Origin of the sequence: Nocardia sp. JW2 (assembly GCF_051843015.1) — a bacterium.
Classification (GTDB): domain Bacteria; phylum Actinomycetota; class Actinomycetes; order Mycobacteriales; family Mycobacteriaceae; genus Nocardia; species Nocardia coubleae.
Genome location: NZ_JBPXLK010000013.1, coordinates 18,010 through 33,947, shown reverse-complemented (window position 1 = coordinate 33,947; position 15,938 = coordinate 18,010). Strand labels below are relative to the sequence as shown.

The window sequence follows — 15,938 nt, the reverse complement described above, 5'->3', positions numbered from 1 at the left end:
CTTCGGGATGTCGGTCTACTTCAGGATGGCTGGATTATTGGATGACAGGCGGATCTGATGGCTAGGCAAGCGCGCGCGGAGATCACCCGCGACTCCGTCCTTGCTGGCGCTGCCGATGTCTTTCTCCGTTTGGGCTACGCCAACGCGAGCCTCAGCGAAATCATCGCGCAGTCCAATGTGACCAAGGGCGCCTTGTACTTTCACTTCGGCTCCAAGGAGGAGCTGGCACGGGCGGTGGTCGATCAGGGCAACGAACGGCTCATCGGGTCGTGTCAGGGTTTCTTCGATTCCCGGGTGCCCGCGCTCGAGGCGTGCATCGGCATCACCTATGTGGTCGCCGATCTGTCGATGAACGATCCGATGGTCGGTGCGATGCTCAAGCTCACCCACCAGATCGGTGACTATCGCGGCGCCCAGGGCGACAACATCGCCAAGACCTGGGGTGAGACGTACCGAGTGCTGTCGGAGCGCGCGATCTCCCAGGGCAACCTGCTCGCCGATCTCGACGCCGAGGTGGTCGGGCTGTTGCTGCAGGAACTCACCGCGGGCGTGCACATCGTCGCGGTGGGCACCGAGTCGATGGACCAGATGGCCACCCGGATGGAACGGGCCTGGTATTTCCTGCTGCCCTCGATCGTCCCGCCCGAGAAGCTGTCGTATTTCCGGGAGTTCGCGGCGCGCCGGTTGCGCCGCTACGTGGTCTAGACGCTGCGGTCGGTGGCGAGCACGGCCCGCACGTCGGCGTCGGGTCCGCTCGCCTCGATCCGCACCTCGTCGCGACCGAAGGCGTGCAGCAGCAGTTCCGAGGGCGGGCCGGTGAGCACCACCGCGTCGCCGGTGCCCGCGTGCGCGGTGATCCGGTCACCGCCCGGGGTGGCAAGCACCAGCGGCGCGGGTGACTTGCGGTAGTTCGCCCGGGCGATCGCCCGCAGCGCCCGCCACAGCCGCTGCTCGTCGGCATCGTCCAATTGCCTTGGCTCCCAACCTGGTTCGCCGCGGCGGATGTCTTCGTGGTGGATGAACATCTCGGTCAGGTTCACCACCGCGTCGACCGGGCGCAGCGGTGACCACAGCGGGGGCCCGGTGCGGATCTGCTCGGCGAGCTCCGGGAACGGACGCTGCCGGATCTTGGCCTGTTGCTTGTCGAGGTAGCCGGACAGGGGCTTCAGGAGGATGCCGAGTGCGGCATCGGGCCTGCGCTCGCGCACCACCAGGTGGGCGGCGAGGTCGTAGACGGTCCAGGTGCCGCACAGCGTCGGTGCTTCGGCACCCGCCGCGAGTGCCGACCGAACAAGGGCGTGGCGTTCACGTTGAGCCAGACTCACGCCTGCGACCCTACGCCGCGTGGCCGGTGCCTCGCCCAGCTCGGGGAGATGTCGGAGCCGGTGACTAGACTTTGCTACGTCCTCCTCGACCATCCCGTCTGCGCATTCAGGAGCGTTCATGTCCTCCCTTCGTCCCCCGCTCGCCGGTCTGGCCGAGGCGGCTGGGGGTGATGCCGCGCTGCGGACGGTGGCCGATCTGGTCGGCAAGTCCGGGGTGGAACTGGTCGCCCCCTCGGCGGTGCGCGCGTTCGTCGCGAGCACCGTGGCCGCCCAGCGCCCGCTGGTCGTCGTCACGGCCACCGGCCGCGAGGCCGACGACCTGACCGTCGAGCTGGCCGAGATGCTCGGCGACTCGGTGGCGATTTTCCCGTCCTGGGAGACGCTGCCGCACGAACGCCTCTCACCCGGCGCCGACACGGTCGGGCGCAGGCTCGAGGTGCTGCGCAGGCTCGCCCACCCCAACGACCCGGTGTACCCGGAACCGCTGCGCGTGGTGGTCACCACGGTGCGGTCGCTGATGCAGCCGATGACGGCGGGCCTCGGCGATATCGAGCCCATCGTGTTGCGCGTCGGCGAGGACCACGACTTCGACGCCCTGCTCGCGCGCCTGGTCGAATTCGCCTACACCCGCGTCGACATGGTCGGCAAGCGTGGCGAGTTCGCGGTGCGCGGCGGCATTCTCGACCTGTTCCCGCCGACGGCCGATCACCCTGTGCGCGTGGAGTTCTGGGGTGACGAGGTCACCGAACTCCGCCCGTTCGCGGTGGCCGATCAGCGCTCCATCGACGATCTGAGCGTCGAGGTGGTCGTGGCCCAGCCGTGCCGCGAACTGCTGCTCACCGAGCCGGTGCGCGAACGCGCCGCCGCGGTCGCGGCCGACAACGCCGCCGACGCCGCGCTCGTGGAAATGCTCGACAAGATCGCCGAGGGCATCCCGGTCGACGGCATGGAGGCGCTGCTTCCCGTCCTGGCGCCCGGCAAGCTGAGCCTGCTCACCGAGGCGCTGCCCGAGGGCACCCACCTGCTGCTGTGCGACCCGGAGAAGATCCGCACCCGCGCGGCCGACCTGGTGCGCACCGGCGAGGAATTCCTCGAGGCCTCCTGGACGGCGGCTTCCTTCGGCAGCGACGCCCCGCTGGGCGCGCACGGCCTCGACCTGGCCGCCTCCGGTTACCGATCGCTGCCCGAATTGCACGGCAGCGCAGACGAACTCGGGCTGCCGTGGTGGACGTTGAGCCCGCTCAGTTCCGGCGATCCGGTCGAGGTGAACCTGCCGGTGCTCGCGGGCCCGACCGCGCGTGGGTCGGAGGAGTTGGTCGCGACCATCTTCGCCTCGCTGCGCGCGCACGTGGCGACCGGTGGGCGCGCCGTCGTGGTGGTCACCGGGTACGGCACCGCCCAGCGCGTGCTGGAACGGCTCGGTGAGGCCGAGGTGCCCGCCGCACCGCTCCCGGCCGGGGCGGTGCCGGAGCCGGGCGTGGTCGGTGTGCTGTGCGGTTCGCTGCACGACGGGTTGATCTTCGACGACGCGGGCCTGGTCGTCGTCGCCGAATCCGATCTCACCGGCAACCGTGTCACCGCGCCCAGCGAGGGCAAGCGGTTGCCCGCCAAGCGCCGCAACCAGGTCGACCCGCTGGCCCTGTCGGCAGGCGACATGGTGGTCCACGACCAGCACGGCATCGGCCGCTTCGTCGAGATGATCGAACGCACCGTCGGCGGGGCGCGCCGCGAATACCTGGTGATCGAGTACGCCCCGAGCAAACGCGGCCAGCCCGGCGACCGGTTGTTCGTGCCGATGGAGTCGCTCGATCAGCTCTCCCGCTACGTCGGCGGCGAGCTGCCGAGCCTGTCCAAGCTGGGCGGTTCGGACTGGGCGAACACCAAACGCAAGGCGCGCAAGGCCGTTCGCGAGATCGCCGGCGAGCTGGTGCAGCTCTACGCCGCCCGCCAGGCCGCGCCGGGACACGCCTTCGGTCCGGACACCCCGTGGCAGCAGGAGATGGAAGACGCCTTCGCGTTCACCGAGACCGTCGACCAGATGACCGCCATCACCGATGTGAAGGCCGACATGGAGAAGCCGGTCCCGATGGACCGGGTCGTCTGTGGCGACGTCGGCTACGGCAAGACCGAGATCGCGGTGCGCGCGGCGTTCAAGGCGGTGCAGGACGGCAAGCAGGTGGTGGTGCTCGTCCCCACCACACTGCTGGCCCAGCAGCACCTGCAGACCTTCACCGAGCGGGTGGCGGGTTTCCCGGTGACGGTGAAGGGCCTGTCGCGCTTCACCGACGCGTCCGATTCCAAGGAGATCCTGGCCGGGATGGCCGATGGATCGGTCGACATCGTGGTCGGCACCCACCGGCTGCTGCAGACCGGGGTCCGCTGGAAGGACCTCGGCCTGGTGATCGTCGACGAGGAACAGCGCTTCGGTGTGGAGCACAAGGAGCACATCAAGGCGCTGCGCACCCACGTCGACGTGCTCACCATGTCGGCCACCCCGATTCCGCGCACCCTGGAGATGAGCCTGGCGGGCATCCGCGAGATGTCGACCATCCTCACCCCGCCCGAGGAACGTCATCCGGTGCTCACCTACGTGGGCGCCTACAACGACAAGCAGGTCACCGCCGCCATCCGCCGCGAGCTGATGCGCGACGGTCAGGTGTTCTACGTGCACAACCGGGTGTCCTCGATCGACAAGGCTGCCAAGAAGATTCGCGATCTGGTGCCCGAGGCGCGGGTGGTCGTCGCGCACGGTCAGATGAACGAGGACCAGCTCGAGCGCACCGTGCAGGGTTTCTGGGAGCGCGAATACGACGTGCTGGTGTGTACCACCATCATCGAGACCGGTCTCGACATCTCCAACGCCAACACCCTGATCGTGGAACGCGCCGACTCCCTCGGCCTCTCACAGCTGCACCAGTTGCGCGGCCGGGTCGGTCGTTCGCGTGAGCGCGGGTACGCCTACTTCCTGTACCCGCCGGAGAAGCCGCTCACCGAAACCGCTTACGACCGGCTGGCCACCATCGCCCAGAACTCCGATCTCGGCGCCGGTATGGCGGTCGCGATGAAGGACCTCGAGATCCGTGGCGCGGGCAATGTGCTCGGCGCCGAACAGTCCGGTCACGTGGCGGGCGTGGGTTTCGATCTGTACGTGCGGCTGGTCGGTGAGGCGGTGGAGGCCTACCGGGCCGCCGCCGACGGCAAACCGATCGTCACCGAGGAGATCAAGGAGGTGCGGATCGATCTGCCCGTCGACGCGCACATCCCGCCCGACTACATCGCCAGCGACCGGCTGCGGCTCGAGGCGTACCGCAAACTCGCCTCCGCGCAGGATGATTCGGCGCTGGCAGCTGTCGTCGAGGAGCTCGTCGACCGGTACGGGCCGGTGCCGGTGGAGGTCGGCAGGTTGGTGTCGGTGGCGAAGCTGCGACTGCTGGCGCGCGAGTACGACGTGGCCGAGATCGTGGTCACCGGCTCGACGTTGAAGATCGCCCCGCTGAACCTGCCCGACTCGAAACAGATGCGGCTCAAGCGGATCTACCCCAGCGCCACCTACCGGGCGGCCAGCGGAATGGTGCAGTTGCCGCTGCCGCGCGTCACCGACAGTGTCGGCGCCGACCGGGTCCGCGATGTCGCGGTGCTGCAATTCGTCGCCGACCTGCTGCTGGTGCTCGACGGCAAACCGCAAGGGATGGTGGATCTTTCGGTCCCCGCCGAGGCGAGTGTATGAGCGAGGCGCAGGAGGCGGCCGATACCGCCGTCGTCGCGGCGGGCCTGGCCGAGGCCGTGCGGGTGATGGACCGGCTGTGGCACTTCGGTGGTTGGGAAACCACCCAGACCCACGATTCGCTGCGCCCCTATCTGCTCGAGGAAACCTACGAACTGCTCGACGCCATCGGTTCCGGCGACTACGAGACCATCAAGGAGGAACTCGGCGATCTGCTGCTGCAGGTGCTGTTCCACTCCCGCATCGCCGAAGCCGCAGGTGAATTCACCGTCGACGAGGTGGCCGCGGCACTGGTCGGCAAGCTCGTCCACCGCAGCCCGCACCTGATCGAGGCCGACCTGCCGCCCGGCATCTCGGTCGCCGAGAAGATCGCCGCGCAGGAAAAGGCTTGGGAGGAGCGCAAATCCGCCGAGAAGGCCCGCCGCTCCTGCCTCGACGGCATCGCCATGGCCCAGCCCGCGCTCGCACTCGCCGAAAAGGTCCGGTCCCGCAGTGCCCGCGCCGGCCTGCCCGACGACCTGGTCCCCGCCGCCCTGCGCACGGTGGAGCTGGGTGGCCCGGACTCCGCCGAGGAGCGCCTGCGCAAGGCCACTCTCGATTTCGCCTCGGCCATCCGTGCGGCCGAGGACGCGGCGGAATCGGCGCGCGGGGAGCGGTTACCGCTCACCGCCGAGGACTGGCGAGCCTACTGGCCGCGCTGACCACGCGCGACACCGCGAGATCGGTTCGGGTCGAACACGAGTGCGGTGCACAGCTACCCGACGGCTAACGATCTTGGTCGGGTGAATGCCCGGCGATCGCTGCCGAGACGTTAGCGGCAAGTGGCACAGCGCTTTAGACTCGGTGGCGAGCTCGCTGTTCGCGGCGGGCTGGGGTGTCCGACGATCGTCGAGGTGAGGTAGATGGCAACAGAAGTCGATCCGGTAGAACACGGCGAGTTGACAGATCATCCCGAACTCGACGTGTTGCCGGTGTGGCCGCAGGAAACCATCGCGGTACTGGTCACCACCGATCCCGCCCCGCACGCCATTCCGGTTTCCTGGCCGGTGCGCGCGGGCGACCGGCGCATTTTCATCAGCCTGCGCACCAATCGTGGATCGCTCGCCCGGTTGCGGGAGCGACCCGAAGTGGCGTTGCTGATCCTTGGTGGCGGCAATGTGGCGCTGTCGGCCCGTGGCCGGGCGACCGTGATCGCCGAGCAGATGCCCGAGGCCGAGGACTACGCCGCCGTGCGGATCGACGTCGACGTGATCGACGACCACCGTCAGTCGGCCTTCGCGGTGGACCGGGGTATCCAGCGAACGGTTCTCGACGACACCGAACTGCGCGCCCTGGAGGGCCGGGTCGAGACCTTGCGCACCTGGGCCGAGCAGCAGCACTGAACACGATCAGGACAGAAGGGTTTTCATGAGCGTCTCACTCGCCAAGGGCGGCAATGTCTCGCTGTCGAAGCAGACCGACAACCTCACCAAGGTCGCGGTCGGTCTCGGCTGGGACGTGCGGACCACCACCGGCGCCGACCACGATCTCGATGCCAGTGCGTTGGCGACCGGGGCCAACCTGAAGGTGCTGTCGGACCAGCATTTCGTGTTCTACAACAACCTGCGTTCGCCCGAGGGGACCATCGAGCACACCGGCGACAACCTGACCGGTGAGGGCGACGGTGACGACGAGGTGATCAATGTCGACCTGGCCGCCACGCCGCCGTCGATCACGAACATCTTCTTCCCCGTCTCGATCCACGATGCCCAGGCCCGCGGCCAGTCCTTCGGTCAGATCCGCAACGCCTACATCCGGGTGACCGACGCCAACACCGGTGTGGAGCTGGCTCGCTACGACCTGTCCGAGGACGCCTCGACCGAGACCGCGATGGTCTTCGGTGAGCTGTACCGGCACAACAACGAGTGGAAGTTCCGCGCCATCGGCCAGGGATACGCGTCCGGTCTCGCGGGGATCGCCCGCGATTACGGCGTCAACATCTGACGAACCGCGCGACGAACGGGCGGCGGTCCTGGCGACCGCCGCCCGTCATCCTGCCTGGGTCGCGGGAATGCGCGGGAGCGGAGTCGTACTCGCCTGGTCGAGCAGGCTGAAGTACTTGCGGAGCATGAGCGCTGCCGTCGTGGCCAGGCCTGCCGTGAGGCCCCACCAGACGCCCGCCGCCCCGAGATGCAGCGGGAACGCGAACAGCAGGGCGGCCGGAATGCCGACACCCCAGTAACCGACGAGCGAGAGCCGGAAGCCCGCCGAGGTTTCCTTGAGCCCGCGCAGCAGGCCCGTGCCGATGTTCTGGGCGGCGTCGAAGAACTGCAGCACGATGCCGATGAGCAGCAGCGTGTGGGCGATGTCCACGGTCGCGGTGTCGGAGGTGTCGAGGAACGGCGCGAGCACCACGTCGGGAGCAAGGACGTAGACCGCGCCCGTGACGACGGCGAGCACGCCCGCGTGGCGCAGGGCGAGCCAGGCCAGCGACCTGGCGTGGCTGTACTCGTCGCGCCCCACGGCATGGCTGACCAGGATCGACGCACCGTGCGACAGGCCGATCGCGACCTGGAAGACGATGTAGATGATCTGGTACACGACGTTGTGCGCGGCCAGGGCGGCCGGCCCGAAACTGCCCATCACCAGGGCGAGCACCGAGAACATGCCCGCCTCGGAACCGTAGGTCAGCGCGATGGGGGTGCCGAGACGCAGTTCCTCACGCACGGTCGCCCAGCGCACCGGCCACGGTGTTCGCGGCAGGGTGGCGCCGAGCTGTTCGTCGCGGCGCACCATCGCCCAGAACACCCCGAAGGTGATCAGGAAGACCAGCGAGGTGGCGATGCCGACGCCGGTCAGGCCGGAGGCGGGGATGCCCGCCCAGCCGTGGATGAAGGCGAGTGCGAGCACCAGGTTCAGCACCACCGAACCCAGCGTCACCATCAACAACGCCTGGGGACGCTGCATGCCCACGGTGTACTGGCGCAACACCTGGAACCACAGGCACGGCAGCAGGCCGGGAGCCAGCGCGATCATCATCGGCCGGGCCAGGTCGAGAACGGCGGTGTCCTGCCCGAGCCACGACAGTGCCCAGCCGAGACCGATCAGCACCGCACCACCGAGCAGGCCGGCGATGGTGGCGATGACGAACGCCGCCCGGACCACCGCGCGCACCTCGTCGTCGGCCGACTCGCCGCGTTTGCCCGCCGCGCCGAGCGCACCGGCGATCTGATTACCGGTCCCGGTGATCAGGCCGACACACATGGTCCGGATCTGGTTGAACAACACCAGCGCCAGGCCGCCCGCTGCGACCTCCGCGACACCGAGCGTGCCCATCAGCACGAGATTGGTGGTCGACACCGCGATCTGGGCCAGCTGGGTCAACGCGATCGGCGTCGCCAGCTTGGCCAGTGCGCTGGTGTCGGTGTTCTTGCCGTTCACCAGCGCTCCCCGGTCTCCGTTTCGCGCGCGATCGCGCTCACCTGACCTCCATCAGTTCGTCGTGGCGCCGCAGCGGTGAGTACCGGCGCAGCAGTGTGGTGACCTCGCATTCGGCGGCCGGATCGAGCAACTCGCGCGCGCTCATCCAGTCGTCGTCGAACACGGTGTCCAAGTACTTCTCGCCACCGTCGCACACGATGGTGACCACGGTGGAACCGGCCGGGAATTCCTCGAGCCGGGCCAGAGCATTGTGCACCGAACCGCCCGCGGAACCACCGATCAGCAGACCGTGTGTCCTGGCGACGGCGCGGGCGGTGGCGAACGCGTCGACATCGCTCACCTTCACACCCTCGTCGAGCAGGCTGTAGTCGACCGCGGTGCCGATGGTGGCGCCCGGCGGGGTGCCGGTGCCCGACTGCCAGTACGGGCCGCCCTCGCCGCCGAAGGCGATGGACCCGACCGGTTCGACCCCGATCACCTTCGGCACGCAGCCGAGTTCGCGCAGGCGGGTGGCGGTGCCGAACAGCGACCCGCCGGTGCCGACCGCCGACAGCAGGATGTCGACCCGCTCCACCTCGGCCAGCAATTCCTCGGCGACCGCGTAGTAGCCGACGGCGTTGGCGTCGTTGTTGTGCTGTTCGGTGAAGAAGGCGTCGTCGCGGGCGGCGGCCATCGCCTCGGCGAGGTCCTCCCGTGCCGAGGTGGCCAGTTCGTCGTCACCGTCGTCGGCGACGAACACCAGGTCGGTGCCCATGGCCTTCATCGCGCGCAGTTTGTCCTTACAGGCGTGGTTGTCGACCACGGCGGTGAACCGATAGCCACGTTCGGCCGCGACCACCGCCAAGCCGAGCCCGGTATTGCCGGACGTAGATTCGATGATATGCCCGCCATCGCGCAGCAAACCGCGCCGCTCGGCATCGTCGACCATCGAGCGGGCCATGCGGATCTTGGCGGCGCCGGTGGGGTTGAACTGTTCGAGCTTGAGCAGCAGGCGGGTGCCGCTGTCGGTGACGGCCAGCTCGAACAGGGGAGTGCGGCCGATCAGATCCGTCACGCGCGTGACGAGAGCCATGGGGTTTCCTCCATCGGGAGTGGATCAGCGGGAAGTGGTGTCGAGGGTCCAGCGCAGCCGGTCGGCGCGCTCACGCAGCACGACCTTGGGCGGCAGGGGGAGTTCGTGGAACGGTGACTCGTTGGAATCCATCTGATACCCGGCGGTGTTCGGGTAGATCAGCAGGTCGCCGACGTGAGCGCGGCGGGGCAGCGGGATTCGCCGCCTGCTGAGGAGGTCGGATTCCAGGCAGGTCGTCGCGCCGACGCAGGTGGGGGTGGTCGCGCCGGGTCGCTGCGGCCACAGCACCGGGTCGGGCAGGTATTCGCTGGCGAACCACTGTTCGGACAGGCTCAGGCTGGTGCCGTCGACGGTGAGGATGTCGTACGGGTGACCCTGTGTCGTCCGGGTTTTCACGCCCTGCACGCGGAAGACGGAACTGCCCGCGCGATCGAGCAGAGCGCGTCCCGGCTCGACAGCCAGGCGTATGCCGTTGTCGCGCAGCCGTTTCGCGAGACCGTTGTGCGCGAGGACGGCGCTGAGCATGTCGGCACCTGGTGACGGGAAGTGATAAGGGTAGTAGTCCTCCGCAGGCGCGCTGCCGTGAAACCACTTGTCGCTGAGCGTCTCCCGGAAGCGGGACCACGAATCGGCATCGAGGTAGTCCACGCCGAAGCCGCCGCCGATCGAGATGATGTCGGCAGGATGGCCCTCGGATCGTGCCCTCAGGCAGTAGTCGACCAGAGCCGTTGCTTGTTCGGCGCGGGCGGTGGCCTCGTAACCCGACAGATGGAAACTGAAGCCGGACAAGCTGATCGGTCCGCCCGGAGTCACGGCTCCGATCGCCTGCTGGAGTTCCCGGCGATCCAGACCGAACCGGCTCGTCGATCCCTCCGGCAGCACACGAAGCACGATCCGGGCAGGCAGGTCGAGCGCGGCGAGCCGGTCGAGTTCGTCGACGGCATCGATCGCGATGAGCGCGCCATGACGTGCGGCCAGCCACAGCAGATCGTCGGACTTCGCAGGGCCGGTGACCATCAGATCCTCGCCGCGCACGCCCTGCGCCAGCGCCGCCACGAGCTCGCCGGTACTGGCCACATCCACTCCTGCACCGGATTCCGCGCAGGCCCGGACCACACAGGCCGCCTTGTTCGCCTTCTTCCCGAAGTAGACGAACCCGTCGACCCCCGCGGCGGTGAACGCCGACCGGAAAGCCCCGACATTCACCGCGACCCGCTCCGGGAAGAGCACGTGGAACGGTCCACCGACCGCTTCGGCGATGTCGCCGAGCAGCAGTGGATCATCGAGCAGCCGTTGCTCCACCGCATCGATGTAGGCGGGCATCGGTGGTGCGCAATGGGGCGGGTCATCGGTTGCGCTGGAACGGTATTCGTCGACGACCTGGGCGGAATCGGTTCCGGCTAATCCCACAGCGGCACCTCCGTGCCCCGCCCCTCGGCGATCGCGCGCGCCGCCAGCGCATGCGCTACCGCGATATCGGTGAGCACCAGCCCGCTGTTGTAGACGAAGATCTTCTCGTCGTCGGAGCGGCGAGCCGTGGCCGCGCGGGTGAGGATCTGGGGGAGTTCGGCGTCGACCGAGCGCAGCGTGCCGTCGGGGCCTGCCATGTCGGTGCCGGTCAGCGCCATCTGTGCGGCACTGGTCGCCACCACCCGATCGGCGTCGACCAGCGTCGACGGTGCGAGCCCGTAACCCACGAGCACCGCGACGGAACCCGGTGCCAGATGGGAGGATTCGAGCGCGACCTCCGTGCCGGGACCGGCCGTCGCCAGCACCACATCGGCGGTGGGTGCCGCCGCGTAGGGATCGTCCACCTGTTCCAGTACTGCGTGCGGCACCTCGGCGGCCAGCTGCGCGTGCACCGCCGCCAGGCCCTCGGCGTGCGTTCCGTACACCATCAGCTTGCGTAGCTGCGGGTTCGCCGCGAGCAGGTGAGGCAGCGCGTTGCGCCCCTGCGTTCCGGTACCGATGAGCAACGCGCTCTCCGCACCGCGGCGGACCGTCTCGCGCACCAGCAGTGCCGACACCGCCGGAGTGCGCAACGCGCCGACCCGGGCGCAATCCATCATCGCGATGGGGGCGCCGGTGGTGTCGTCGTAGAGGGTGATGGTGGTGTAGTACCGCTTGGTGCTGCGGTCGTGTCCCGGGTCGAACTTGTAGGAGGTCTTCATCGCCACCACGCGGCGGCGACCGTCGCGGCCGAGCATCGCGTAGGACACCGACGAGCCACCAGGATCGGCGACGCTCAGCTTGCGCGGGTTGTCGGATTCGCCCGCGGCGAAGGCGAGATAGGCCTCCTCGACGGCCCGTACCACCTCGGCGGGCGTGATCGGTACATCGGCCAGATCGCTGCGCGAGAGCACTCGGAGCCCGACGCTGCGGTCACGGTTGTTCAACGGATCCTCGTTCATCTGCACTGTCCTGCCCTGCCGTCCGATCGGTGCGCGCCCGATACGGCGCGATCACCTCTTGCCCGTACCCATTCTCGGACGCTTCCTCGCTCCGCCGACGACGTTCCGGCAGGCGGATATTGACGCGCTTGAGCCACCGATCGGTGCCGTCGTAGCGGGCGCGGAACGGCACCCGGCCGTGCACGGCCACATCGTTGTCGACGAGCAGGAGCTCGCCGGGGGCAAGCGCCGGAGCGTGACAGACGCGCGCGAGTTCGGCGGTGAGCCGGGCGTAGGCCGCGCGGAACGCCGGGTCGGCGTCGTCGAGCGGGGTGTAGGCGGGGTCGTATCTGATGGTGTCGCAACCGTTTTCGTCTACCCAGACGGTAGGCAGCGGTGGTGCGAACGATCCGAAGTCGGTGCCGTAGGAGACATCGGGCAGGATCGGCACCGTCGGGGTGGCCAGGATGCGGCGGTCCTCGTCGCTGAGTTCGACCTCGCGGATCGAGGACACGGTGGTTGCCACCCGGTCGGGATTACGCACGCACGCCAGCATCAGCAGATTGGCGCGTTCGGCGTGGAAGGCGTCCTCGGAGTGCGGGCTCAGCAGCGTCGCGCTGCTGGCACCGGACTGTTCGTGTTCGTGTCCGGCGGCGGGCACGATGTTGTTGACCAGCCGCCCGTTCTGCTGACCGAGCCAACCGAACAGCTCACCCGCACACCGCGCGAGCAGCAGCAGGACGATGTCGAGTTCCAGCGAACCGAGGTGGGTCGAATCGCCCGCCGAGACGGCCGCGCGCTGCCAATCCGCAGGCGTCGGGCCGAATTCGGCGTCGCTCACGCGCAGTCCACGCACCACGGTCGCGCCCGCCGCGGTGGCGGGTGGGCGCACGGCGTGTCGCACGGATGCGGGGAGTTCGCCGGCGCGCCGATCGATCTCGGCCAGCAGGGCGGGGTCGTGCAGGGTCTCGGTATGCGGTAGGTCACTCAGTTGATGTCGGATCTCGGCGGCGAGGCGGCGAACGGCCTGGGCGGCGTCCGGCTCGAACTCGCGGTACTCGATGTCGTGCAGGTGAATCGTTTTACGTTCGGAGAGAACGCTTTTCACCGGCCTTCCCTTCTTCGCATCGGTCGAACGCGGGTGGTGGAGACTCGATGAGCGAAGGTAGTGCCTGGCAATGGATTAGGCAAGACTTACCTAACATGCTCTCATGGCAAATAGCTTATGGGTATGACGCTGATTTCTACCCGAAGTCGCTGGCAGTCGCCGAATCGGGGGCCGTGGGCGGCGTGGCGGAACGGTCTCGGTCGAAAGGAAGACCACCACCGGGCCACTGTTTTAGGCTAGCCTCGCCTAGTTTGCGGCGCCCGGTGAAGGGGTTCGGCGCCCGCCGCTCGAGGAGGAACACCATGGGTTTCACACGCAGGCAGTTGCTGCAATCCGGCATCGGTCTCACCGCAGTGCTGCTGGCCGCCGCGTGCACCAGCGGCGAGGAGTCGAACGGAACCGTCAAGCCGGGCGGCACGCTGCGCGTCGGCGCGCTCGGCACCGCCGCGCGCAGTGAACGCGATCCGCACGCCAATCTCAGCAACGAGAGCGACTTCCTGATCGCCTCGCTCGTCTACGACGCGCTGACCGTTCCCGGCGACGATCCGAATGTCGTGCCGCGCCTGGCCTCGCGCTGGGAGGCCGACGCCGAGAACCGCCGCTGGACCTTCACCATCGCCGAGGGCGCCAAGTTCCACAACGGCGCGCCGGTCACCGCCGAGGACGTGGTGTGGTCGATGCGGCGGCTGCGGTCGGTGGGCGGGGCGTCGAAGATGCCGGTCGCCGAGAACGACATCGTCGCCGACGGCCCGAACCGCGTGGTGTTCACCGTGCCCGCACCCAATACCCAACTGCCGCTGCTGCTTCGGCTGATGACCTTCACCGTCCCGCAGGGCACCACCGACTTCGCCGCCGCCGTCGGCTCCGGTCCGTTCCGGCTCGAGTCCTACCAGAACGGCAATGCCCGCCTGGTGCGCAACGAGAACTGGCACGGCACCCCGCCGTCGCTGGACGCCATCGAGGTGACCATGTTCGACAGCGTCACCGCGCTCGGCAACGCGGTGCTCGGCGGACAGATCGACCTGGCCTCCAATGTGGGCGCCATCGCGGGCCGCACCGCCGCCGGTCGCGGCGACCTGCAGGTGATCCGCCGCCCGGACGACACCATGCTCGGTGTCGCGATGCGCGCCGCCGACGGGCCGTTCGCCGACGCGCGGGTGCGCACCGCGTTGCGGCTGGGCGTGGACCGGGAGGCGCTGGTCAACCAGGTGCACTCCGGGTTCGGCACGGTCGCCGCCGATGTGCTCGGTACCGCCGACCCGCTCTACGACACCTCGCTGCGCCGCGGTCGCGATATCGAGCGAGCGAAAGCCCTGCTGCGCGAGGCGAATTTCGATACCGGACGCAGCTACCCGTTCGTCACCAAGGTCGAGGTGCCCGGTGAGGTCGAGTCGGCGAAGGTGATCGCCACCCAGCTCGCCGAGATCGGTGTCCGCCTCGACGTGCAGACGGTGGAGTCGGCCGCGTTCTACGACCAGACCTGGTTGAACGCCCCGCTCTACACCGTGTCCTGGGGCACCAACGATTCGGTGCTTTTCCTGGCCGACAAGCTGATGACCTCCGGCTCCAACCGCAACGAAACCGCTTTCCGTGACCCGGAATTCGATGCCGCCAACGCCAAGGCGCTCGCCGCGACGGGCGATGAATACGGCCGTGCGGTGCGTGAGTTGCAGCGCATCCAGTTCGAGCGCGGTGGCTACCTGGTGTGGGGCATGGCCGACGGTGTCGACATCGCCGCCGCGTCCGTGCGCGGGCTGCCGACTCTCGGCGGTTTCGCCCGCGTCCAGCTGGAACGTGCCTGGCTGGCGTGAGTGCCGTGAGAGCGTTCGCCCTGCCCGCCCTGCGCCGGGTCGTGCTGCTGGTGACCCTGCTGGCCATCGTGTTCGTCGCGGTGGACCTGCTGCCCGGCAGCGCGGCCCGCTCGGTGCTGGGCAGGGAGGCCGGTGCGGCCGAGCTCGCCGCCAAGGAACACGAGCTCGGTCTGGATCGCGCACTGCCGGTCCAGTTCTGGCACTGGATCACCGGTGTGCTGACCGGTGATTTCGGCCGGACCGCACGCGGCAACTCGATCGGTGACATGCTCGCCGACAAGTTCCCGCAGACGCTGCTGCTCGGCGGGATCGCCCTGCTGCTCACGGTGGTGTGCTCGCTCGCCCTCGGCTGCTGGTGGGCGATGCGGCCCAAGGCTTTCGGTTCGCGAATCCTGCAGCCGACCACCACCATTGCCGTCGCCGTCCCCGAATTCGTCTGCGGCACCGTGCTGATCCTGGTGTTCTCCCTGGCCACCGGCTGGTTGCCCGCCGTGACGATCACCGACCGCGCCGGATTCCCGGCGGGCCCCGAGATGCTCGTGCTTCCGGTGCTCGCGCTCGCGATTCCCCAGATCGGCTGGAACACGCGGGTGGTGCGGTCGGCGCTGCTCGACGTCGCCGCGGCACCGCATGTGGAAAGTGCTGTCCTGGACGGCCTTCCGCGCCGCACCATCCTGCTCCGGCACATGCTCCCCTTCGCCGCCCCCACGATCGTCGCCGGGTACGCGACCTCCGTCGGCATGCTCTTCGGCGGCGCCCTGGTCGTCGAAACCCTCTTCAACTACCCCGGCGTCGGTGCCGTACTCGCGGGCTCGGTGGCCGACCGCGACACCGCGACCGTCGCCGCCGTGGTCGCCCTCACCGCCATCGTCATCATGCTGCTGCTCGCGTGCGCCGACTTCGTCCGCACCTGGTCCACCCGGGGCGCCCGATGACCGGCGCTCGAGATCACCACGCGCTGGTGGCGGGAGCTACTCGGCCGATGCCGCCGCCAGAGCGTGGTGATCAAATGTCCAAGTCTTGTGGGGGTGAGGTGCGCAGGGCGGGCGTGTCGAGGAAGACGAGTGTGATCGGTGTGGACCGGTGGA

13 protein-coding genes are annotated in these 15,938 nt (G+C 68.7%); 7 read left to right on the top strand and 6 right to left on the bottom strand.

From position 1 onward, the window contains the following. The first annotated feature begins 57 nt into the window (after positions 1–57). Entirely contained in the window at positions 58–705 is a 648-nt protein-coding gene (locus ACSVDM_RS19165) for a TetR family transcriptional regulator (protein ID WP_439266753.1), read from the top strand. Here the strand turns inward: ACSVDM_RS19165 and ACSVDM_RS19160 are convergent. Further along, positions 702–1,325, bottom strand: a complete 624-nt coding sequence (locus ACSVDM_RS19160) for a TIGR03085 family metal-binding protein (protein ID WP_439266751.1) — start codon at positions 1,323–1,325, stop codon at positions 702–704. The genes ACSVDM_RS19165 and ACSVDM_RS19160 overlap by 4 nt on opposite strands. Positions 1,326–1,443: 118 nt before the next feature. On the opposite strand from ACSVDM_RS19160, the gene mfd reads away from it, so the two are divergent. The 4 genes from mfd to ACSVDM_RS19140 all read left to right on the top strand — a co-directional run bounded on the left by mfd (position 1,444) and on the right by ACSVDM_RS19140 (position 7,032). Continuing rightward, on the top strand, positions 1,444–5,052 hold the full coding sequence (mfd, locus tag ACSVDM_RS19155; protein WP_439266749.1) for a transcription-repair coupling factor: 3,609 nt from the start codon (positions 1,444–1,446) through the stop codon (positions 5,050–5,052). Continuing rightward, on the top strand, positions 5,049–5,750 hold the full coding sequence (locus ACSVDM_RS19150; protein ID WP_439266747.1) for a MazG family protein: 702 nt from the start codon (positions 5,049–5,051) through the stop codon (positions 5,748–5,750). Before mfd ends, ACSVDM_RS19150 begins: the two co-directional genes overlap by 4 nt. A gap of 201 nt (positions 5,751–5,951) precedes the next feature. Then, positions 5,952–6,431 (top strand): hypothetical protein, encoded by a 480-nt coding sequence (locus ACSVDM_RS19145; protein ID WP_439266745.1) that lies wholly within the window; start codon positions 5,952–5,954, stop codon positions 6,429–6,431. A 25-nt stretch (positions 6,432–6,456) separates the two neighbouring features. After that, positions 6,457–7,032, top strand: a complete 576-nt coding sequence (locus tag ACSVDM_RS19140) for a TerD family protein (protein ID WP_067485544.1) — start codon at positions 6,457–6,459, stop codon at positions 7,030–7,032. Between the two features lie 45 nt (positions 7,033–7,077). Here ACSVDM_RS19140 and ACSVDM_RS19135 read toward each other — a convergent pair whose 3' ends face one another. The 5 genes from ACSVDM_RS19135 to ACSVDM_RS19115 form a co-directional block, all read right to left on the bottom strand. Then, positions 7,078–8,469 (bottom strand): MATE family efflux transporter, encoded by a 1,392-nt coding sequence (locus ACSVDM_RS19135; RefSeq protein ID WP_439266743.1) that lies wholly within the window; start codon positions 8,467–8,469, stop codon positions 7,078–7,080. A gap of 37 nt (positions 8,470–8,506) precedes the next feature. Then, a complete protein-coding gene (locus ACSVDM_RS19130) occupies positions 8,507–9,541 on the bottom strand; it encodes a PLP-dependent cysteine synthase family protein (protein WP_067485546.1) in 1,035 nt (344 codons plus the stop codon). Positions 9,542–9,565: 24 nt separating this feature from the next. After that, positions 9,566–10,864, bottom strand: a complete 1,299-nt coding sequence (locus tag ACSVDM_RS19125; RefSeq protein WP_439266892.1) for a Y4yA family PLP-dependent enzyme — start codon at positions 10,862–10,864, stop codon at positions 9,566–9,568. A 77-nt stretch (positions 10,865–10,941) separates the two neighbouring features. Next, the gene (locus ACSVDM_RS19120; RefSeq protein ID WP_174550305.1) at positions 10,942–11,952 is read right to left on the bottom strand and encodes an ornithine cyclodeaminase family protein; all 1,011 of its coding nucleotides are present in this window, start codon (positions 11,950–11,952) and stop codon (positions 10,942–10,944) included. After that, complete coding sequence (locus ACSVDM_RS19115) at positions 11,924–13,039, bottom strand: TauD/TfdA family dioxygenase (protein ID WP_439266740.1); 1,116 nt, start codon at positions 13,037–13,039, stop codon at positions 11,924–11,926. Before ACSVDM_RS19115 ends, ACSVDM_RS19120 begins: the two co-directional genes overlap by 29 nt. Before the next feature lie 302 nt (positions 13,040–13,341). On the opposite strand from ACSVDM_RS19115, the gene ACSVDM_RS19110 reads away from it, so the two are divergent. Continuing rightward, a complete protein-coding gene (locus ACSVDM_RS19110) occupies positions 13,342–14,850 on the top strand; it encodes an ABC transporter substrate-binding protein (RefSeq protein ID WP_439266738.1) in 1,509 nt (502 codons plus the stop codon). Further along, positions 14,847–15,785: an ABC transporter permease gene (locus tag ACSVDM_RS19105; protein WP_439266736.1), complete on the top strand. Its 939-nt coding sequence runs from the start codon at positions 14,847–14,849 to the stop codon at positions 15,783–15,785. The genes ACSVDM_RS19110 and ACSVDM_RS19105 overlap by 4 nt, the downstream gene beginning before the upstream one ends. Positions 15,786–15,938 lie beyond the last annotated feature (153 nt).